Origin of the sequence: Streptomyces sp. NPDC091272 (genome assembly GCF_044757485.1) — a bacterium.
Taxonomy (GTDB): domain Bacteria; phylum Actinomycetota; class Actinomycetes; order Streptomycetales; family Streptomycetaceae; genus Streptomyces.
The window spans coordinates 117,131-139,092 of record NZ_JBIVVC010000014.1 but is presented as its reverse complement, the minus strand read 5'-3'; the positions used below and the strand labels follow the sequence as shown (position 1 = coordinate 139,092).

Sequence of the window (21,962 nt, the reverse complement as noted above, 5' to 3'; positions counted from 1 at the left end):
ACGCTTCTTGAGGTCCCGTGGGAGATGAACATGCCGTTGCTCGATGTTGACGACTGCGCTCTGGTGGTCATCGATGTGCAGTCCGACTTCTACCCGGCCAAGCGGCTGGACGTCGACCGCCTCCGGCTGAACGAAACCGTTCAGCGCATCGCATGGATCGCCGCAGCCGCCGCGGAACTGAAGGTGCCGACCGTGGTGACGGAGGAGGAGCCCGACCACAACGAACGCACCGAGCCGGTCATCGTCAAGGCCCTTGCAGCAGATGCGCAGACCTTCCCGAAGAACGCCTTCGCCGTGTCGGACAACCCGAACATCGCCGCAGGAATCGAAGGGACTGGCCGCAACACCCTGGTCCTCGTCGGGTTGGAGACCGACATCTGCGTCGCCCACTCCGCCCTGCAGCTCCAGGCGGCGGGCAAGCGGGTGGTCGTCGTCGACGACGCCACCTTCTCCCCGGGCCCGGCCCACCCTGCGGGACTGCGACGGCTGGCCGCTGCGGGCATCGAGACGCTCTCCACCAAGGAACTTTTCTACGACTGGGTACGCACCATCGAACGCGCCAACGCCTTCCACCGCGCCACCCCGCACCTCCCGGTCCCGCCCGGTCTGCGCTTCTGACCCGCCTCCGCCAGGGGGCACGAACGTCCGCCCGCACGCGTCCTCACCAGGATGCTCCGGGCAGAATCTCGGGGGAGACGGCCCGTCGGCGACACCTTTTCCTACCGGAACGTGTCGCCGACGGGCCGCCCGAGCGACCGAAGCCGCCGGCAGACGCCCTGGGCCTCAGCTCTCCTTGTCGGCCTGCGGCACCGGGTCCGGCAGCAGGCGCAGCTGCAGCATCAGCGCGAAGCGCACCGACGGGTCCCCCAGATCGATCTCCGCCACCTCCGCAACCCGCCGAATCCGGTACCGGAACGTGTTCGGATGGACAAAGAGGTTCGCCGACGCGGTCGGGATGTCCCCGAAGGCATCCAGCCACGCGCGCAGCGTCTCGACCAGGTGGGACTGGTGCTTGGTGTCGTACGTGGCCAGCCGGGCGACGGGAGTCAGCGGTTCGTCGCCGTACACGGCCACCGAGTCGCGCAGCTCCAGCAGCAGCGTGTCGATGTAGACGTCTGCGATCGCAGCGACACGCCTGCCAGTGCGCCCGCTCAGCAACACCCGCAGTGCGCGGTCTGCGCTGGTCCGTGAGCGCCCCAGTGCCGAGGGTTCGGTGGCGACGGACCCGATGCCGATCACCGCTCCCGGGCGACGGCCCGTGCGCTCCATGAAGTTCCCCGCGATCTGCGAAGCTCGCATGCGGCCTGCCTCCGGGTCCCCGGGCACGGGAACGATGGCATACGCGACATCGCCCAGCAGAGCGAGAGCGGACCGGGGCTGCACCGCGTTGAGGTGGATGCCCAGGGCGCTGGTGAGCCGCTGCCGCTCTGCCGCGACATGCGCATGATCCCCTGTCTGGGCGGACAAACCCATGGCCATCACCACGGTGGGTTCGTTCACGAAGCCCAGCCGGTCCAGTGCCTGCGCTGCCCCGGCCCCGCCCTCCAGCACCGTGCTCACCAGGTCGGCCCGCAGCCGGTTCTGCGCGTCCGCGCCCGCGCGGTAGCGCAGCAGATGCAGGGCGACGAGTTTCGCCGCGTCCTGGAACGCCTGCTCCCGGTCCGGCGACAACGGCTCGCGCACCGCCGCCCACACCGACCCCAGGAACTCGTCACCCGCGCGCACCGCGACGGCCACCCTGGGCAGCGCGGTCTCCCCCTCCTCGATGGTCGCGGGCGCGATGTACACCGGCCGGTCGCTGCGGTACAGCTCGCCGAAGACTCCCCGGCTCTCCAGAATCCGCAGGTACCCGTTCGGCACCTGACGCGCCAGGATCGTGGCCACCCGGGACTGGTCGGCCTCGTCCTGCCTGCCGGAGAAGGCGAGGATCCGCGAACGCCGGTCCTCGATCGTGATCGGTGCGTCCAGCAGCGTCGCCACCGCGTTGGCCAGGGCGAACAGGTCTCCCGACGGAACGCCGCCCAGCATCTCCGCCCCGGCGTCTCCCACATCGCCTTCGGTCAGCAATGTCCGCAAAAGCGCGGTCAGTTGCGACCACGACGCACCCTGCGTGACAGTGATCAGAGCAACCCCCGACGCGGCCGACACCGCGGCAAGGTCCTCGCTCCGTTCCACGGGGCCGCGTACCACGAGTGCAGCCGCACCGTAGGTGCTCAGTTCCATCAGCAGCCGGGAGATCTCCCCGGCCCCGTAAACGCCGACGCCCAGGACGATCGCCTGGGAGGGGTAGGAAACCTCGTCCCCCGGGTCATGAATGACCACACCCCCTACGTCGTCGGCCAAGCCCGGATTGCCGTGCACGAGGTCCAGCAGGGACGGACCAAGGTCTTCGAGCACACGGCTCAGGCTCGTGCGGGGACCTACCGGCATCTCACTGATCACCACCTCAGGCTAGGGCGATGACTATGTCCCGAGTTCGTGCCGAAGGACAAGATCAAACGGAGAGTTCGTGCCTGCTCACGATACGGAAGAGGAAATGGCCGTGGTCCTGAGACAGGAGCGCGGCCAACGCCGTGAGATGGCAGATCACTGAAACTCGACATGGCACGTAACCTGAGATCCCACAACGGCACCGGCTGCTGTCGCAGTTCTTGCCACCGGGAACTTCGCACCCACCAGATACAGCGAGTACGGGCGGCATCAGCTCCGGGGCTTCCTGAAGGGAAGCCGGCGTGCCTCGAGACGCCCCAGTCGCGGCGGCGGCCGGCTGGGTTCCGGAAGCGGATGGTGTAGTGGTGGGGGCAACGCGTGGGCTTGGCGCAGTCGCACTTCTTCAGGAAGGTGCCCATGTGCCGCGGGCGAGGGTTTTGCTGACCATGGTGTGCTGACTCCGGACTCATACTGACTTTTGGCTGACGCTGAGCGGGCCATACCGCCTTTGAACTGGGAAAAGGCGTGATAGGTCTTGCTTGTGCAACAAGTTGCATAGGAAGATCGCGACAGGCACTCGTACCCCCGAGGCGCCACCCGTCCCGCCGCACGGCACCCCCGCGCCCCGAAAGGGAACCCCTCATGGCCGAGTCCCTCCTGTTCAACCCGCGCACGTACGACCCCCAGGGCTTCGACGCGGAGACCCGCAGGCTGCTGCGCGCCACCGTCGACTGGTTCGAGGCGCGCGGCAAACGCCGGCTCATCGAGGACTACCGCTCCCGTGCCTGGCTGGCGGACTTCCTCGCCTTCTCCGCGAAGGAAGGCCTGTTCGCGACCTTCCTCACACCGGCCGCCGCCTCCGCGGGCGACCCGGACAAGCGCTGGGACACCGCCCGGATCGCCGCACTCAACGAGATCTTCGGCTTCTACGGACTCGACTACTGGTACGCCTGGCAGGTCACCGTGCTCGGCCTCGGCCCGGTCTGGCAGAGCGACAACGCCGCCGCCCGCAGCCGCGCCGCCGCCCTCCTCGCGGACGGTGAGGTGTTTGCGTTCGGCCTCTCCGAGAAGTCGCACGGCGCCGACATCTACTCCACGGACATGCTGCTCACCCCCGACGGCGACGGCGGCTTCCGCGCCTCGGGCGCCAAGTACTACATCGGCAACGGCAACGCCGCGGGCCTGGTCTCCGTCTTCGGCCGCCGCACCGACGTCGAGGGCCCCGACGGATACGTCTTCTTCGCCGCCGACAGCCGCCACCCGGCCTACGAGCTGGTGCAGAACGTCGTCGACTCCTCGAAGTACGTCAGCGAGTTCCGCCTCGCCGACTACCCGGTCGGCGCGGACGACGTCCTGCACACCGGCCGCGCCGCCTTCGACGCGGCCCTCAACACCGTCAACGTCGGCAAGTTCAACCTCTGCACCGCCTCCGTCGGCATCTGCGAGCACGCGATGTACGAGGCGGTCACCCACGCGCACAACCGCATCCTCTACGGCCGCCCCGTCACCGCTTTCCCGCACGTGCGCCGCGAGCTCACCGACGCGTACGTACGGCTGGTCGGCATGAAGCTGTTCAGCGACCGCGCCGTCGACTACTTCCGCACCGCGGGCCCCGACGACCGCCGCTACCTGCTCTTCAACCCGATGACGAAGATGAAGGTGACCACGGAGGGCGAGAAGGTCATCGACCTGATGTGGGACGTCATCGCGGCCAAGGGCTTCGAGAAGGACAACTACTTCGCCCAGGCGGCCGTCGAGATCCGCGGCCTGCCCAAGCTGGAGGGCACGGTCCACGTCAATCTCGCGCTGATCCTGAAGTTCATGCGCAACCACCTGCTGGACCCGGCGCCGTACGAGCCCGTGCCGACCCGCCTCGACGCGGCCGACGACGACTTCCTCTTCCGGCAGGGCCCGGCCCGCGGTCTGGGCTCCGTCCGCTTCCACGACTGGCGCCCCGCCTTCGACGCGTACGCGACGCTCCCCAACGTGGCACGTCTGCGCGAGCAGGCCGACGCGCTCTGCGACTTCGTCACCACGGCAGCCCCCGACCAGGAGCAGAGCCAGGACCTCGACCTCCTGCTCGCCGTCGGCCAGCTCTTCGCGCTGGTCGTGCACGGTCAGCTGATCCTGGAGCAGGCCCGCCTCACCGGTCTTGACGAGGACGTGCTGGACGAGCTGTTCGCCGTTCTCGTACGGGACTTCTCGGCGCACGCCGTGGAGCTGTACGGGAAGGACTCCGCCACCGAACGGCAGCAGGAGTGGGCCCTCGCCGCGCTCCGTCGCCCGGCCGTGGACGACGCCCGCTCGGCAAGGGTCTGGGAGCGGGTGGCGGCGCTCTCGGGCACGTACGAGATGGCTCCGTAGGGTTCGCTGTGGTGCGGAGACATCCGTCCGGGTGGATCGTTTCGGACAGATGATGGCAAATCGGCACGCCGGGGTACTGCTGAGGAATGATCGAAAGAGAGCACCAGAAGCGAAATCAGCAGGCCCCCTCCCGCCCCGCGCCGGCCAGGGCCGTTCTCGCGGCATGCGGCGTCGCGACCGCGATGCTGTTCGTCGGGGCGTGCGGGAGCAGCAGCTCGCAGACGACCGGGAGCGGGACGGGGGAGGCCGCCGCCAGCGCCTCCCCCGCCGCCGTGGCCAGCAGCGCCTCTCCGTCGCCCTCGACCAGCCGGCTGACCGACGACCAGTCCGAGCGCCAGCGTCTGCTGCCGATGGCGAAGGTCGGCTACGAGAAGGCCGGCACCACGGCGCAGGAGAAGGTCTCCGGCGGCAAGCTCGTCGCCATGGAGCTGACGAAGAAGACCCGCGAGGGCGCCCCGGTGTGGGAGACCGACGTCGCGCAGACCGACGGCACGGTCCAGCGGGTCGACGTGGACGCGATCGGCGGCAAGGTGGCGGAGCCCCGCGCTGACGACGACCAGGACAAGGAGGACAAGCAGAAGCTCGTCGACCGGTTGAGCAAGGCGAAGGTGACCTGGGACAAGGCCGCCAAGACCGCAACCGACCGGAAGAAGGGGACGGTGACCACCGTCGAACTCGACGACATGGACGACAAGAGGCTCGTCTGGAAGGTCGACGTGGTGACCCCCGGGAACTGGGACAAGACGACGTACGACATCGACGCGGCCGACGGCTCGGTGGTCCGCGAGCACGTCGACCGCGACTGAGCCGCGACGCGACCGAGCAACGTCCCACCGGACCCCCTTCCCACCCCCTTCCCACCCTTTCCCCCGTCCCGCCGTCCCGCCGCCCCCTCGTGAGGGGCCGCAGGGGCGGCGGGACAGGCATGTGGGCCCGGCGGCTCTTTGTCACCCAGGTATCTGTTCTTCCGCCGTCCGCCGGTCCAGGGTGGTCACTCCTGTCCGTACGGTGAGGGAGGGAGACACCGGTGGGGCGAAGGGGAGTTCCGCAGCCGGCCGGCGCCCGCCGGTACGGCGCCGCGCTCGTCGTGCTCGTGCTGCTGTGGGTCACCGGCTGCACGGAGGCCGCGGTGCCCATGGACCAGCCGGTCGCGGCGCCCCAGGGCCCCGCGGCAGCGGCAGCCGCCGGGCCCGACACCACACCGGAGCTGCCGCGGGCTCCCGCAGCGGCCGACGGGCCGCGCCCGCCCCGGGATTCACCACCACCGGCCACGCAGCCACCTCCTGCCCCGCAGTCACCGCCGCCCCCGCCTGAGCGGCCTGCACCGGCGGGTGAGAAGGCCGCCGTGCTCTACCTCGGGGACTCGCTCGCCATGGAGAGCCAGGTGGCGCTGGGTGAACACGTCTCGGCCGGCGGACGGGCGAGCGTGCACAGCGCCCCGTACTCGGGCACCACGCTCTGCGACTACCTGACCGGCCGCGCCACACGGTCCCTCGTGCCCCCGCGGGACAAGGCCGCGGCACTGGTCGCCACGCACCGGCCGCGCGTCGTCGTCCTCCAGTTCTGGGGGAACTCCTGGGGGTTCACCCCCTGCATGGACGGCATCCCCCAGGGCAGCGACCGTTACTACGCGCGGTACGCGCAGGACGCCGAGGCACTCACCGCGCAAATCGCCCTGGCCGCACGGAACGCGGGAATTCCCCGGCCCCGGCTCGTCTGGGTCCTCCAAGGACCTGACGCCTTCTCGGCGGACCGCACCCACCGGGTCAACGACCTCTACCGGGCACACGCCTCGGCCACCGGGGACACGGTCGCCGACGCCGGGCACGAGGTGAGCGCGCCCGGTGCGCGCTACCAGTGGCGTCAGCGGGTGCCCTGCAACGCAACGGAGCGCTCCCGCCCCGGCCAGTGCCGCGACGGCCTGACCGCCCTGCACAGGGACGACGACCCGCTGCACTTCTGTCTGGCTCCGACCACCCCGAAGGCACGCCCCTGCCCGACGGCCTCGCCGGGGATCGAGCGCTACACCAGGACCATCGCCGCGGTCGTCGACCGCTACGTGCGCTGAGCGGGGCCGCGGGCCGGGGGCGAGGCGAGGTGCTCGACGCAGGTGCTCGTCGCAGGCGCTCGACGCGTGGTTGGTAGCCTCCCCTGATGACTTTCCGCTTTGACGAAACCGTCCGTGCCCGTCTGCAAGCCCCTCACATCTGGTACGTCGGCACCGTGTTCCCCGACGGAGCGCCGCAGGTCAGCCCGATGTGGGTGGACCTGGAGGGCGACGGGGAGCTGTCGTTCAACACCTCGGTGGGCCGGGTGAAGGAACAGAACCTGCGCCACGACCCCCGCGTCTACCTGTCGCACGCGGACGCCGTCGACCCCTTCGACCGGGTTCAGATCAGCGGCGAGGTGGTTCGCTTCGTCGAGGGCGAGGAGGCGCACGACCGGATGGACCGGCTGGCCCGCAAGTACCTGGGCAGCGAGCGGTTCGAGTGGCTCATGCCGGGGGAGGAGCGCGTCGCGGTGATCGTCCGTCCGGTGAAGGTGCGGCACATCGTCGGGGTGGAGCGCTTCCGTCCCGGCGGCCCCGTCCCGGCTTCCTGAGCGGCCGGCTTCCGAGGTGCCGGCTGGTCGAGAGGCCCGTCCTCAGGGGCGGGGCCTCACTTCAGCCCCAGGTGCAGCCGCAGTACCAGCCCCTGGGACACCGCGCGGATCTCGACCAGGTCGCACAGCTGGTGCATGATCCACACGCCCCGACCGCCCGCGGCCGCGACCGGGTCGGGGCGCCTGAGGCCCGTCAGCGGGTCCGCCAGAGTGCCGCGGTCGCTTATCTCCGCGATCAGCTCGTCCCCCTCGCGCCACATGCGCAGTCTGCCCCGGCCGCCTCCGTGGCGTACCGAATTGCTGGTCGCCTCCCCGACGGCGAGCAGCCAGTCCGCGCGCCCGGCGGACGACAGGCCCGCCGCGGCCGCCCACCGGTCCGCCTCGTCGCGCGCCCGCCCGAGACCGGTCTCGTCGAACGCGACAACGACCGCCTCCCCGGGCTCGGGCAGCGGTGAGTCGCAGTCCCGGCAGACCTCGTGCGGATCGCTGTAGCGGGAACTGGCGCCGTAGGGCCCAAGGCCGCGGACGACCGGGTGGGTACGGTACGCCTGCGCCAGCACCTCGACGGGCAGCGCGGTGTCGTACGGACACAGAATGCCGATCTCGCGGCCCTCGAAGGCCAGGTTGATCAGCGCCTCGCTCCGGGTCGCCTCCCACGCCTCCGCCGGTGTGCGGCCGACCCAGATCGGTTCGCCCACGATCGACACCCGGTCGTGCGCACCCGCCCGGCGGTCGGCGAAGTCCTGGAGCAGCGACAGGATGCGCCCCGGGTTGCGCCCCGCGAGCGTCATGTCCACCCACGTCACCCGCGCGTCCTCGGCGCCGAGCTCCTCCCGCAGCAGTACGAGGGAGGGGCCCGGCACCGCCACCAGCACCGGCTGCCCCTCGGCGAGGGCGTCCCTGACGTACGTACCGACGCCGACGAGGTACTCCTCCTGGCTGCCGTAGAACAGGGCCGGGTGGTAGAGGGCGGACCGGCTGTCCCGCCCGACGGCGAGAGGCGACTCGGTGGTCATCGGCCGACAACCTCCACGGACGAGCTGAGCTCGGGGAAGAGGTCCAGCAGCCTGCGCACGGTCGCCGGAGCCTCGCGGATCCGCAGCGGGACGTTGCCCGGCCGCCGGTCCGACGCCTCGGCGAGGGTGAGCAGGGAGGCGGCGTCGAGGTGGCGCAGGGCGGAGAGGTCCAGTTCCACCCGGGCGTCCGGCGCGTTCGTCACGGCGGCAGCCGCGGCAGCCACCACATGGCGTGACTCGTGGCCCGCCGAGCCGCTCAACAGGAAGCCGGAGGACCCGGCCAGCGGGGCGACCCGCAGCGCGAGCCGGGGCGCGACGTCCTCCCGGCACGTTCCCCGGTGCGTCAGATGGGCGCCGGCCAGCACGTCCACTCCCTCTTTTGGCATCGGACGACGGTCGTAGAAGCACCACGCCGTCAGCGGCAGTCGTTCGAACACCTCGTGGTGCATCCGCAGCTCATACTCCAGCAGGCGGTCGGCGCCCGCGACGTCCCGGGCCCCCCAGGACATCTCGCCGATCGCCCGCAGCGCGCGGAAGCCCTGCGCGGAGGCCTCGGCCACCGCCTCGTACCACAGGGCGATCACCTGGTCGGGGTCGAAGCCGCCGCCGGCGAGATACGTCTGCGCGGCGGTCGACACGGCCAGCTGGCCGCGCCGCACCGCGCCCGCCGCGTCGATTCCCGCCTCGGTGAGTGTGTGCAGCACCCGGGCGGGTTCGGTGGCGTCCGCGAAGTACCGGATCTGCTCGTCCCGGTCCAGCCCGTCCCGTACGAACGCGCACAGGTGGGCGGCCCACTGCCGGTCGTCGGAGTAAACCACGGCGGCGTGTCGTCCGACACGCTCCTGACCAGGAGAAACGGTCACCCTCGGCGTATCTGCCACGTCGCTGTTCCCCCGCCCGCACCGTCCGACTGCCGTGCTCATGAAAACACAGGCTCGGGCCGCGGTGTTCGGGCACCGGTGCGTGGGGACGGCAGGAGGCCACAGGAGCGGGGCGGGTCCTTCGGCAGGTACGGGACGGGCCCTTCGGCAGGGCGAAGGCGGGTCCTTCGGATGGGTGCGTCGGCCCCTGGGCAGGGAAAGTCTCGCTGCAGGCAGGCAGGTAACGGGGTGCGAGAAGGGACTGGCACGATGTCGGCAGTGCAGGAGACGGGGACCGGGACGATATCGGCAGCGCGGGACCTCCGGCCGGATTCCGCGCCGGTGGACCCGTGGTCCGCGCCGGTGGACCCCTGGTCCGCGGCGAGGGGCCCACGGTCCGAGCAGGTGGCCCAGTGGCCGGAGCCGGTGGGACCGTGGTCCGAGCAAGAGGGCCCGCGGTCCGGGGCGCGGACGGAGCCGGAGCCGGAGCCGGAGTCGGCGGTACGGGAGACACCCGCTGCGCACACGGGTGAGCGGAGCGAGCTGCCGCGGATCGTCGACCCGCAGGCCGTCGCCCCCAAGGACGCGCGCCGGCTCTCCAAGCTGTTCCTGGACCGGCTGGAGGAGCTGGAGGAGGGCACGCGGGAGCACCAGTACGCGCGCAACACCCTCATCGAGATGAACCTGTCCCTGGTGAGGTTCGTGGCACTGCGCTTCAGGAACCGGGGCAGCGGGGACCTGGAGGACATCGTCCAGGTGGGCACGATCGGAATGATCAAGGCCATCGACCGGTTCGACCTGACCCGCGAGGTGGAGTTCACCTCCTTCGCCATCCCGTACATCACCGGCGAGATCAAGCGCTTCTTCCGCGACACCACCTGGGCCGTGCACGTACCCCGCAGGCTCCAGGAACTGCGGGTGGAGCTGGCGAAGGCCAAGGAACAGCTCTCCGTCTCGCTGAACCGCGACCCCACGGTCGCCGAACTCGCCGCGTTCCTGGAACGGAGCGAGAGCGAGATCATCGACGGCCTGGTCGCGGCGAACGCCTACACCGCGGGCTCCCTCGACCTGCCCGCGGACGCGGGCGACGGGCAGGGCAACAACTCGGCGCTCAACTTCGCCGACCTCTTCGGCAACTGCGACCCCGGCATGGAACTCTTCGAGAACCTGCACACCCTGGCACCGCTCCTCGCGCAACTCTCCGAGCGCGACCGGGACATCCTGACCCTGCGCTTCGGCCAGGAGCTCACCCAGACCAAGATCGCCGAGACGCTCGGCATCTCCCAGATGCAGGTCTCACGCATCCTCTCCCGGATCCTGGGCCGGCTCCGCGCCGGGATGTCCAGCACCTGCTGACGCTGCGGGACCCCGCGCCGCTGCCGACCTTGCCGGCGCGGGGTTTTGAGTACCCGTACTCATGTTGGCCGGGCCGGTATCCGGAAAGACTTGCGGGCAACGTCGATCTCTCAGGGAGCCTGCTATGCGCCGCCAGCCCGCCCGTGCCCGCACCGCCGTGTCCGGCTACCGAAGGGGGCGCGGCGTGCCGGCCCTCGTGCTGGCCGTCGCAGCGGCGGCCTTCTCCGTCACCGGCTGTTCGCTGGAGGACGCGATCTGCGGCGGCGGCGAGTACCCGGTGCTGAACGTCGGCTCCACCGGCAGCGCCTGCGTCTCCGAGGGCGAGGAGCCGCCCAAGGGCTATGTCCGCTACCCGGAGGGCAAGGTTCCGGAACACGTGGGCGACGAGTGGGACGAGTACTGGCAGAGCCACACCGTCGACAAGGACGGGAAGATCGTCCCGGCCCCGCAGGGTTAGGGCCTCTCACCTCCATTTCCCGTGTTCCGGGCGGTCTTGCCCCGGAGGCCCTGCCCCGGAGGCCCTGCCCCGGAGGCCCTGCCCCGGAGGCCTGACCCCGGCGGTCTTACCCCGGAGGTAATCGACCGCTCCGGCCGCCTCCGGCAGGATCCAGGACATCGGCGGGAACCCCCGCCGGGGTCCGGCAGGGAGCTCCCGCCGGATCTGGTCGCAGCCTTGAGGAGCACACCATGTCCGTCACGTCCCCTGCCCACGCCGCGGGTTCGGCCACCGCCGCGAGCGACCGCTCCGAAGCCACCCGGGCCACCGTGCGTGAGTTCATCGCGGCCCGGCTGGCCGGGGACACCGGACGGCTGGTCGAGCTGTTCGCCGACGAGGTCGACTGGCTGCTCGCCGAGAACTCCGCCGTGCCGTGGATCCGGCCGCGGTCGACCGGCGAGGAGTGCGCGGCCCAGTTCACGGAACTGATGGCGCACACCGTGCCCGAGGACGCGCGGGCGAGCGTCGACGCCTTCCTCGTCGACGGCGCCGACGCGGTGTTGACGGGCCATGTGTCGGGGACCGTACGGGCGACGGGGAAGGCCTTCGAGGGCCCGTTCGCCCTGCGGCTGACCGTCGAGGACGGCCGGATCACCAGGCACCACCTCTACGAGAACAGCCTGTCGATCGCCGAGGCCTGCACCCCGTAGTCCCGTTGGGGCCCGTCGCGGCCCGTCCTGCCCCGTCGTGGATCAGGCAATGGGTGGGCAAAGCGGTCGGTGGCCGGGCGTGTGACGCGCGTAGTGGGAGGTGACCTGCTACGACGTACCCATGGACACGGGCGGGCAGGCCGCCCTCCGCGACGACGCCCCATCGGAGAACCGGACATGACGCGTTGGCCCACCCGTATCGCCGGACTCGCCGCCACCCTCGCCCTCGGCGGCGGGGCCGCCTACGGTACGGGTGCGGCGGTCGCGGGCAGTCCTCCGTCGAGCCTCCCCGCCCCCGCGCACCGGCCCGGTGACGTGCGTGAGCCGCTGAACATCGCCGACCTGGTCACCCAGATCGACCGCTACTACGGCGGTACGAAGAACGCCGACGGCTCCTGGTCCGCCGCCGCGGAGAGCCCTTACACACGCGACGTCCGCCGGGTGGAGCAGGCCGCGCGGAAGCACATCGCCGAGGCCGCGAGGAAGCACACCGACGAGACCGCGAGGAAGGGCGCCCGGCGCGGCGGAAAGCCCGCCGTCGTCCTCGACGTCGACGACACCATGCTCCTCACCTACGACTACGAGAAGTCGACCAACTTCACCTACGCCGTCAAGTCGTTCACGGACTACGTGCGCAAGGCCGACCGCGGCCCCGTCCACGGGATGCCCGAACTCGTCAACTACGCCAAGGGCAAGGGCATGGAGATCTTCTTCCTGACCGCCTCCGCGGAGGACGTCCGGGCGCCGTTCGCGAAGAACCTGGCGAAGGTCGGGGTACGGACCCCGCTCGACCGTGCCCATCTCTTCCTCAAGGACAAGGTGGACCCGCCGGCCTACCTGAGGCGGGCATGCGGCGCGGGCGACGCCTGGACCTGCGACGGGGCCCGCTACAAGGCGGCCACGCGGAAGTACATCGAGTCCCGGGGGTACGACCTGGTCGCCAGCATCGGTGACCAGGCCTCGGACTTCCCCGGCGGCCACGCGGACCGTACGTTCAAGCTGCCGAACCCGATGTACAGGGTCGACTAGGGGGCGGCCAGGGGGCTACCAGGGCTCGTCCGGCCGATCATGGACCGAGTCGGGGCCGGACCGAGACGACGGCCGGCCCTAATCGTGTTGACCGCCCCTGGCGGGCAGTGCTGGAGTCGGCACGTGGACAGCATCCCCGCCAACCGGCGTCTCTGGAACCGGATCAGCAGCTCCTACCAGCACAAGCACGACCCGCAGATCGGCGCCGCGCCCCGGCTGTGGGGCATGTACTCCATCCCCGACGCCCATCTGCGCGCCCTGGGCGACGTGACCGGTAAGCGCGTACTGGAACTCGGCTGCGGAGCCGGCCAGTGGTCCAGGGCGCTTGCCGCCGAGGGCGCCGACATCGTCGGGATGGACCTGTCCGAGGCCCAACTCGCCGCAGCAGGGCGTGCGATGGGAGACCTGCGCTACCCGCTGGTGCAAGGCGCCGCCGAGCAACTGCCCTTCGCCACCGAGAGCTTCGACCTGGTGTTCTGCGACTTCGGGGGGCTCAGCTGGGCGCCCCCGCACCTGGCCGTCCCGCAGGCCGCACGCGTCTTGCGGCGGGGCGGACGCCTGGTGTTCAACGTCGCCAGCCCGTGGTTCGAAGCCTGCTACGACGAAGCGGCCGGCCGCGTGATTACGACGTTGCAAAAGGACTACTTCGGGCTGAACGCCATCGCCGAGGGCGACGGCGCGACCAGCTACCAGTTCACCTACGGCGACTGGGTCAGGGTCCTGCGCGCCGCGGGTCTCGTCATCGACGACCTCATCGAGCCGCGACCCGAACGTGGCACCCCCAACGGCTACAACGAGACCGAGCCGTCCGACTGGGCACACCGCTGGCCGGCGGAACTGCTCTGGGTGACGCACAAACCGTAGGCGCCTCGCCCCCTCTCGCATCCACCCCTCGCCCCCCTCCCGCATCCGCCCCTCGCACCCCTCGCACGCCTCCCGCACCCGCCCCGCGAAGTCGCCGGGCGGGTGCTTCATGTGCCCTCGGCAACTCCCGCTCCGTACCGAGCCGTTGACAAAGTTGATACCTGGTAGAAACCTGTCACCTCGACGCTGCAAAAGATTGACGAAAGAACTCAATTTTTTGATTATCGCGTCTCGGCATCACCAGGAGACCCGTCGCCTCCCGAGAGGGCTTCATGAGTCAGAGACCGAGAAAAGTACAGATACCGGGGCAGAAGCCTCGCGGCCGACGGCTGTTCGCCGGCCTGTTGGCGACCGGCCTGCTCGGCGCGGGGGTGCTGCCCGCCGCCGCGTACGCCGCGGAACTGCCCCCGGCGCACGACACGGTGAACGCCGTCGCGAAGGCCGGAGCCGCGGGCGCGAAGGCCACCGGACCCGCCAAGTCCGTCAAGTCCGCCAAGTCCGCCGAGTCCGCGAAGGCCTCCGGAGCGGCCGGGGTCCTCGCCGGCCCCAACCTCGCGCTCGGCCGGCCCGTCACCACCGGGGGAGCGCACGGCGCCTACCCGGCGGGCAATGTCACCGACGGCAGCCAGGCGACCTACTGGGAAGGCCCGTCCGGCTCGTTCCCGCAGTGGGTGCAGATCGACCTCGGCAGCGCCGTCGACCTCAACGAGGTCGTCCTCAAGCTCCCGGCGTCCTGGGAGGCCCGCACCCAGACCCTGAGTGTTCAGGGCAGCACCGACGGCAGCGCCTTCAGCAGCCTGTCCGCGGCCTCGGCCCGTAGCTTCAACCCCACGGCGGGCAACAGGCTGGCGCTCCCCGTGTCCGGCAAGGCGCGCTACCTCCGGGTGCAGATCACCGCCAACACCGGTTGGGCGGCAGCCCAGTTGAGTGAGGTGGAGGCGTACGGCAGCACCGGTGGCGACCCCGGTGACCCGCCGCCCAGCGGGACCAACCTCGCCCTGCGCAAGCCCATCGAGGCCTCGTCGACCACGCAGAACTACGTGTCGACGAACGCCAACGACGACAGCACCAGCACCTACTGGGAGGCGAACGGCCAGTCCTCCACGCTGACCGTCAAGCTCGGCGCCGACGCCGACCTCTCGGGCGTCGTCCTCAAGCTCAACCCCGACGGAGCCTGGGGAGCCAGGACCCAGAACCTCCAGGTTCTGGGCCGTCAGTCGGGTGCGTCCGCCTTCACCTCGCTGAAGGCCCGCGCCGACTACGCCTTCAGCCCGTCCGGCAACCAGAACACGGTCAACATCGCGGTGGCCGGCAAGTACGCGGACGTACGCCTGCAGTTCTTCGGCAACACCGGCGCGGGCGGCGGACAGATCGCCGAGTTCCAGGTCGTCGGAGCCGCGGCGCCCGCCCCCGACCTCACCGTGACCGACCTGACCTGGTCGCCGGGCACCCCGTCCGAGGCGGACGCCGTCACGGTCGACGCGACGGTACGCAACACCGGGACCGCCGCATCTCCCGCGAGCACCGTCGACGTCAGCCTCGAAGGCGCGGTCGCCGGCAGCGCCGCCGTCGGCGCCCTCGCCCCCGGGGCGTCCGTGAAGGTCCCCGTCCAGGTCGGCAAGCGGCCCGCGGGCAGCTACACCGTCTCCGCGGTCGTGGACCCCACCGACACCGTCGCCGAACTCGACAACACCAACAACGGCCGCAGCGCCGCCTCGAAGCTGGTCGTCGGCCAGGCGCCAGGACCCGACCTGGAAGTCACCGGGATCACCACCAACCCGGCGTCCCCCGCGGTCGGTTCACCCGTCACCTTCACCGTCTCCGTGCGTAACAGGGGTACGAGCGCGGTGGCCGCGGGCTCCGTGACCCGCCTCTCGGTCGGTGGCAGCACGCTCAACGGCACCACCCCCGCCGTCGCGACGGGAGCCACCGCCAACGTGGCCATCGGCGGCAGCTGGACCGCCACCGGCGGCGGAGCGACCCTCACCGCGACCGCCGACGCCACCGGCACCGTCGCCGAGACCAACGAGAACAACAACACCTACGCGCGCTCCCTGGTCGTCGGGCGCGGCGCCGCCGTCCCGTACGCCGAGTACGAGGCGGAGGACGGACGCCACAACGGCACCCTGCTGGAGTCCGACGCACTGCGCACCTTCGGCCACACCAACTTCGCCACCGAGTCCTCAGGCCGCAAGTCGGTACGGCTGACCGCCACCGGCCAGTACGTCGAGGTCACCTCCACCAGCCCGTCGAACTCGATCGTCGTACGCAACTCGATCCCCGACGCGGCGGCGGGCGGCGGCCAGGAGGCCACGCTCAGCCTGTACGCCAACGGCACCTTCGTCCGCAAGGTGAACCTGTCCTCCAAGCACAGCTGGCTGTACGGCAGCACCGACGACCCGGAGGGCCTCACCAACCGGCCCGGCGGTGACGCGCGGCGGCTGTTCGACGAGTCGAACGCCCTGCTCACCCAGACCTACCCGGCGGGCACCGTCTTCCGGCTCCAGCGCGACGCGGGTGACAACGCCGCCTTCTACGTCGTGGACCTGATCGACCTGGAGCAGGTCGCGGCCCCGGCCGGCAAGCCCGCCGAGTGCACCTCCATCACCGCCTACGGCGCCGTGCCCAACGACGGCATCGACGACGCGGACGCCATCCAGCGCGCCGTCACCGCCGACCAGAAGGGCGAGATCCCCTGTGTGTGGATCCCGGCCGGACAGTGGCGCCAGGAGAAGAAGATCCTGACCGACGACCCGCTGAACCGCGGTCAGTACAACCAGGTGGGCATCAGCAACGTCACGATCCGCGGCGCGGGCATGTGGCACTCCCAGCTGTACTCGCTGATCGCGCCGCAGGACGCGGGCGGCATCAACCACCCGCACGAGGGCAACTTCGGCTTCGACATCGACGACAACACCAAGATCTCCGACATCGCGATCTTCGGCTCAGGCACCATCCGGGGTGGTGACGGCAACGCCGAGGGCGGCGTGGCGCTCAACGGCCGCTTCGGCAAGAACACGAAGATCAGCAACGTCTGGATCGAGCACGCCAACGTCGGCGCCTGGGTCGGCCGCGACTACTCCAACATCCCCGAGCTGTGGGGACCCGGCGACGGCCTGGAGTTCAACGGCGTCCGTATCCGCAACACCTACGCCGACGGCGTCAACTTCGCCAACGGCACCCGCAACTCGACCGTCTTCAACTCCTCCTTCCGCAACACGGGTGACGACGCCCTGGCCGTGTGGGCCAGCAAGTACGTCAAGGACACCTCCGTCGACGTGGGCCACGACAACCACTTCCGCAACAACACCATCCAGCTGCCGTGGCGCGCCAACGGCGTGGCGGTGTACGGCGGTTACGGCAACACCATCGAGAACAACCTGATCTCCGACACCATGAACTACCCCGGCATCATGCTGGCCACCGACCACGACCCGCTGCCCTTCTCCGGGCAGACCCTGATCGCGAACAACGGTCTGTACCGCACCGGCGGCGCGTTCTGGAACGAGGACCAGGAGTTCGGCGCCATCACCCTGTTCGCCCAGGGCCAGCCCATCCCCGGTGTCACCATCCGGGACACCGACATCCGCGACTCGACGTACGACGGGATCCAGTTCAAGACCGGCGGCGGCGAGATGCCGGGCGTGCAGATCAAGAACGTCACCATCGACAAGTCGAACAACGGCTCCGGCATCCTCGCGATGAGCGGGGCTCGCGGCAGCGCAACCCTGAGCGGCGTGACGATCACCAACTCGGCGCAGGGCAACGTGCTCATCGAGCCGGGCTCCCAGTTCGTGATCAACGGCGCGCCGGGCGCGGCCCCAGCGGCCGGGCGCGCGGCACCGCGCGGCTGATCACTCGGCGACACGGCAGTACGTACGACCGGTGCGCCCGGCCTCCCCGCCGGGCGCACCGCCCCCCACCCATCCCACTGACGTGGCCCCGCCCTGCGCGGCGGCCGAGATCGGGGACGCATGGAAAGACGTAGGGAAACCCGCAAGCGCGCGAGACGCAGCCTGCTCAGCGGCGCGCTGGCCACCGGCCTGCTGGTGCTCGGAGGTCCGCTCATGACCCCGGCGTCGGCGGTCGAGGGCCCCAACATCGCCGTGGGCGAGCCCGCCACGGCCAGCAGCTCGCACCAGGAGTACGGCGCGGCGAACATCACCGACGGGAACCAGGCGAGCTACTGGCAGAGCGCCGAGGGCGCGCTCCCGCAGTGGGTGCAGACCGACCTCGGCGCCACCCGGCGGGTCGAAGAGGTGGTACTCAAGCTGCCCGCCGGCTGGGAGCAGCGCAGCCAGACCCTGTCCGTGCAGGGCAGCGCGGACGGCACCAGCTTCAGCACGCTCAAGGCCTCGGCCGCGTACTCCTTCGCCCCCGGTTCGGGCAACACGGTCAAGGTGTCCTTCCCCGCGACACAGGCCCGCTTCGTCCGGATCGCGATCACCGCGAACTCGGTCTGGGGAGCGGGTCAGCTCTCCGAGCTGGAGGTGCACGGCGCGGGCGAGTCGTCCGTCAACCTGGCCCGCGGCCGCACCTTCACCGCGAGCAGCCAGACGGAGGTCTACGCACCGGGCAACGCCGGTGACGGGAACAATGCGAGCTACTGGGAGAGCCGCAACAACGCGCTTCCGCAGTGGATCCAGGCCGACCTGGGCTCCGCCGTGCGGGTCAACCGCGTGGTGCTCAGGCTCCCCGACGGCTGGGGTGCGCGCAGCCAGACCCTGAAGCTCCAGGGCAGCACCAACGGAACCGAGTTCACCGACCTCACCGCGGCCAAGGCGTACACCTTCGACGCGGCCGGCGGCAACTCCACCACCCTGACCTTCGACGCCGCCACCACCCGGTACGTGCGCGTCCTGGTCAGCGCCAACACCGTCCAGAACGCCGCCCAGGTCTCCGAGCTGGAGGTCTACGGCCCCGAGTCCGGTGACACCCAGGCGCCGTCAGCCCCGGCCAACCTCGCCTACACCGAGCCCGCCACCGGCCAGATCAGGCTGGCGTGGAACGCGTCCACCGACAACACGGGCGTCACCGGGTACGACGTCTACGCCAACGGCGCCCTGCTGACCTCGGTCGGCGCGGGCACGACCACGTACACCGACACCCGCCCAGCCTCCGCCACCGTCAGCTACTACGTACGGGCCAAGGACGCCGCGGGCAACCAGTCCGCCAACTCCAACACCGTGACCCGCGCGGGCGACACCGGTGACACCGTGGCGCCGACCGCCCCGGCGAACCTCGCCTACACCGAGCCCGCCACCGGCCAGATCAGGCTGGCCTGGGGCGCGTCCACCGACAACACGGGCGTCACCGGGTACGACGTGTACGCCAACGGCGCCCTGCTGGCCTCGGTCGGCGCGTCAGTCACGACGTACACCGACAGCCGGCCCGCGTCCGCCACCGTCAGCTACTACGTACGGGCCAAGGACGCGGCGGGCAACCGGTCCGCCAACAGCAACACCGTGACCCGCAACGGCACCGGCGGCGGCACCGGAACCAACCTCGCCGTCGGCAAGCCGATCACCGCGTCGTCCGTGATCCACACCTTCGTCGCGGAGAACGCCAACGACAACAACACCGCGACCTACTGGGAGGGCACCGGCCACCCGGCGACCCTCACCGTCAAACTCGGCGCCAACGCGGACGTCGACCGGCTGGTGCTCAAGCTGAGCCCGGACTCGGCCTGGGGGCGGCGCACCCAGACCGTCGAGGTGCTCGGCCGTGACCAGAACGCGTCCGGCTTCACCTCGCTGGTCGCCGCCAAGGAGTACGTCTTCGACCCGGCGTCCGGACAGAACACCGTGAGCGTCCCCGTCGGCAAGCGGGCCGCCGACGTACAGCTGCGCTTCACCGCCAACTCCGGTTCGGGAGCGGGACAGCTGGCCGAGTTCCAGGTCATGGGCGTGGCCGCGCCCAACCCCGACCTGGAGGTCACCCAGCTGACTGCGTCCCCTGCCGCCCCGGTCGAGACGGACGACATCACCGTCTCCGCGACCGTGCGCAACAGCGGCAGCGCCGACGCGGCGGCGAGCAAGGTGGCGCTGCGCCTCGGCGCCACCAAGGTCGCCACCGCACAGGTGCCGGCCCTCGCCGCCGGTGCGCAGGCCACGGTCACCGCCGCCCTGGGGCAGCGTGACGCCGGCTCGTACGAACTGAGCGGCGTGGCCGACGACGGCAACGCGGTCCTCGAACAGAACGAGTCCAACAACACCCTGACCAACTCCGCACCGCTGGTGGTGAAGCCGGTCGCCAGCGCCGACCTGATCGCCGCCTCGGTGACCACGTCGCCCTCCTCACCCGCGGCGGGCAACGACGTCACCTACAAGGTGGCCATCCGCAACCAAGGCACCATCGCCTCGTCGGGCGGCAGCCACGCCGTCACCATCGTCCTGACCGACTCCAAGGGTGCGACGGTCAAGACGCTGACGGGCAGCCACACCGGTGTGATCGCCGCGGGCGCGACCACAGCCCCCGTCTCGCTGGGCACCTGGAAGGCCGTCAACGGTTCGTACACCGCGAAGGTGACGATCGCCGCCGACGCAGCCGAGCTGCCGGTCAAGCGGGAGAACAACACCTCCAGCCAGCCGTTGTTCGTGGGCCGCGGCGCGAACATGCCGTACGACATGTACGAGGCTGAGGACGGTTCGGCGGGCGGAGGCGCACAGGTCGTCGGTCCCAACCGCACCGTCGGTGACATCGCGGGCGAGGCCTCGGGCCGCAAGGCGGTGAACCTGGACGCGACGGGCGAGTACGTCGAGTTCACCACCAGGGCCGCCACCAACACCCTGGTCACCCGCTTCTCCGTACCGGACGCACCGGGCGGCGGCGGCATCGACACCACGCTCAACGTCTATGTCGACGGCGTCATGAAGAAGGCGTTCCCGCTCACCTCCCGGCACGCCTGGCTGTACGGGAACGAGACCGCGCCGGGCAACTCGCCCGGGTCCGGGGCGCCGCGGCACATCTACGACGAGGCGCACCTGATGCTGGGCGAGACCGTCCCGGCGGGCGCGAAGATCCGGTTGCAGAAGGACGCGGCCAACACCTCCACGTACGCGATCGACTTCGTGAACCTGGAGCAGGTCGCACCGGTCGCCAACCCGGACCCGGCCACGTACGCGGTGCCCGCCGGGCTCACCCACCAGGACGTGCAGAACGCCCTGGACCGGGTGCGGATGGACACCTCGGGCAAGCTGGTGGGCGTCTACCTGCCGCCCGGCGATTACCAGACCTCCAGCAAGTTCCAGGTGTACGGCAAGGCGGTCAAGGTCGTCGGGGCGGGGCCCTGGTACACCCAGTTCCACGCGCCGTCGGGGCAGGAGAACACCGACGTCGGCTTCCGCGCCGACGCGACCGCCAAGGGTTCCTCGTTCGCGAACTTCGCCTACTTCGGCAACTACACCTCGCGCATCGACGGCCCGGGCAAGGTCTTCGACTTCTCGAACGTCACCGACATCGTCATCGACAACATCTGGAACGAGCACATGGTGTGCCTCTACTGGGGCGCCAACACCGACAACGTGACCATCAAGAACTCCCGCATCCGCAACATGTTCGCCGACGGCATCAACATGACGAACGGGTCGACGGACAACCTGGTCACCAACAACGACGCCAGGGCGACCGGCGACGACAGCTTCGCGCTGTTCTCCGCGATCGACGCGGGCGGCGCGGACATGAAGAACAACGTGTACGAGAACCTGACGTCCACGCTGACCTGGCGGGCCGCGGGCGTCGCCGTGTACGGCGGCTACCACAACACCTTCCGCAACATCCACATCGCCGACACCCTGGTCTACTCGGGGATCACGATCTCCTCGCTGGACTTCGGCTACCCGATGAACGGTTTCGGGACGGATCCGACGGTGTTCGAGAACATCTCGGTCGTCCGGGCCGGCGGGCACTTCTGGGGCTCGCAGACCTTCCCCGGCATCTGGGTCTTCTCCGCCTCCAAGGTGTTCCAGGGGATCCGGGTCAACCACGTGGACATCGTCGATCCCACGTACAGCGGGATCATGTTCCAGACGAACTACGTGGGCGGGCAGCCGCAGTTCCCGATCAAGGACACCGTCTTCACGGACGTGACCATCTCCGGGGCACGCAAGAGCGGTGACGCGTACGACGCGAAGTCCGGCTTCGGGCTCTGGGCCAACGAGATGCCGGAGGCGGGCCAGGGCCCGGCCGTCGGCGAGGTGGTCTTCAACGGGCTGAAGCTCAGCGACAACGCGGTGGACATCCGCAACACCACCTCTACGCTGAAGATCGTGAACAACCCCTAGCCGCCCGGAACGGC

15 protein-coding genes are annotated in these 21,962 nt (G+C 70.4%); 12 read left to right on the top strand and 3 right to left on the bottom strand.

Features of this window, described 5'->3' with window-relative positions; all coding sequences use genetic code 11:
* Positions 1-30 precede the first annotated feature (30 nt).
* Entirely contained in the window at positions 31-618 is a 588-nt protein-coding gene (locus ACIQM4_RS30370) for an isochorismatase family protein (RefSeq protein WP_401598180.1), read from the top strand.
* 165 nt (positions 619-783) lie between these two features.
* On the opposite strand, the gene ACIQM4_RS30365 is transcribed toward ACIQM4_RS30370, so the two are convergent.
* Positions 784-2,397 carry a PucR family transcriptional regulator gene (locus ACIQM4_RS30365; protein ID WP_401598179.1) on the bottom strand — a complete coding sequence of 538 codons (1,614 nt, stop codon included), beginning with the start codon at positions 2,395-2,397 and terminating at the stop codon, positions 784-786.
* Between the two features lie 675 nt (positions 2,398-3,072).
* Between ACIQM4_RS30365 and ACIQM4_RS30360 the strand changes: the two genes are divergently transcribed.
* The 4 genes from ACIQM4_RS30360 (at position 3,073) to ACIQM4_RS30345 (ending at position 7,395) form a co-directional block, all read left to right on the top strand.
* Complete coding sequence (locus ACIQM4_RS30360; protein WP_401598177.1) at positions 3,073-4,794, top strand: acyl-CoA dehydrogenase family protein; 1,722 nt, start codon at positions 3,073-3,075, stop codon at positions 4,792-4,794.
* 86 nt (positions 4,795-4,880) lie between these two features.
* Positions 4,881-5,600 (top strand): PepSY domain-containing protein, encoded by a 720-nt coding sequence (locus ACIQM4_RS30355; RefSeq protein WP_401598175.1) that lies wholly within the window; start codon positions 4,881-4,883, stop codon positions 5,598-5,600.
* 221 nt (positions 5,601-5,821) lie between these two features.
* Positions 5,822-6,862, top strand: a complete 1,041-nt coding sequence (locus ACIQM4_RS30350) for an SGNH/GDSL hydrolase family protein (RefSeq protein WP_401598174.1) — start codon at positions 5,822-5,824, stop codon at positions 6,860-6,862.
* An 86-nt stretch (positions 6,863-6,948) separates the two neighbouring features.
* The gene (locus ACIQM4_RS30345) at positions 6,949-7,395 is read left to right on the top strand and encodes a TIGR03618 family F420-dependent PPOX class oxidoreductase (protein WP_401598173.1); all 447 of its coding nucleotides are present in this window, start codon (positions 6,949-6,951) and stop codon (positions 7,393-7,395) included.
* Between the two features lie 56 nt (positions 7,396-7,451).
* On the opposite strand, the gene ACIQM4_RS30340 is transcribed toward ACIQM4_RS30345, so the two are convergent.
* Both ACIQM4_RS30340 and ACIQM4_RS30335 read right to left on the bottom strand, forming a co-directional pair.
* A complete protein-coding gene (locus ACIQM4_RS30340) occupies positions 7,452-8,411 on the bottom strand; it encodes an anti-sigma factor RsbA family regulatory protein (RefSeq protein WP_401598172.1) in 960 nt (319 codons plus the stop codon).
* Positions 8,408-9,292, bottom strand: coding sequence for an MEDS domain-containing protein (locus tag ACIQM4_RS30335; protein WP_401598171.1), 885 nt, complete (start codon positions 9,290-9,292; stop codon positions 8,408-8,410). The genes ACIQM4_RS30340 and ACIQM4_RS30335 overlap by 4 nt, the downstream gene beginning before the upstream one ends.
* Positions 9,293-9,814: 522 nt before the next feature.
* On the opposite strand from ACIQM4_RS30335, the gene ACIQM4_RS30330 reads away from it, so the two are divergent.
* The 7 genes from ACIQM4_RS30330 (at position 9,815) to ACIQM4_RS30300 (ending at position 21,948) form a co-directional block, all read left to right on the top strand.
* Positions 9,815-10,627, top strand: coding sequence for a SigB/SigF/SigG family RNA polymerase sigma factor (locus tag ACIQM4_RS30330; RefSeq protein WP_401598284.1), 813 nt, complete (start codon positions 9,815-9,817; stop codon positions 10,625-10,627).
* 124 nt (positions 10,628-10,751) lie between these two features.
* Entirely contained in the window at positions 10,752-11,084 is a 333-nt protein-coding gene (locus ACIQM4_RS30325) for an SCO0607 family lipoprotein (protein ID WP_401598169.1), read from the top strand.
* 230 nt (positions 11,085-11,314) lie between these two features.
* Positions 11,315-11,773: a nuclear transport factor 2 family protein gene (locus ACIQM4_RS30320; RefSeq protein WP_401598167.1), complete on the top strand. Its 459-nt coding sequence runs from the start codon at positions 11,315-11,317 to the stop codon at positions 11,771-11,773.
* 177 nt (positions 11,774-11,950) lie between these two features.
* Positions 11,951-12,802 carry an HAD family acid phosphatase gene (locus ACIQM4_RS30315; protein ID WP_401598165.1) on the top strand — a complete coding sequence of 284 codons (852 nt, stop codon included), beginning with the start codon at positions 11,951-11,953 and terminating at the stop codon, positions 12,800-12,802.
* Positions 12,803-12,925: 123 nt separating this feature from the next.
* Positions 12,926-13,666 (top strand): class I SAM-dependent methyltransferase, encoded by a 741-nt coding sequence (locus tag ACIQM4_RS30310; RefSeq protein ID WP_401598164.1) that lies wholly within the window; start codon positions 12,926-12,928, stop codon positions 13,664-13,666.
* Positions 13,667-13,938: 272 nt separating this feature from the next.
* Entirely contained in the window at positions 13,939-17,520 is a 3,582-nt protein-coding gene (locus tag ACIQM4_RS30305; protein ID WP_401598162.1) for a CARDB domain-containing protein, read from the top strand.
* Positions 17,521-17,640: 120 nt separating this feature from the next.
* Entirely contained in the window at positions 17,641-21,948 is a 4,308-nt protein-coding gene (locus ACIQM4_RS30300) for a discoidin domain-containing protein (RefSeq protein WP_401598160.1), read from the top strand.
* Positions 21,949-21,962 lie beyond the last annotated feature (14 nt).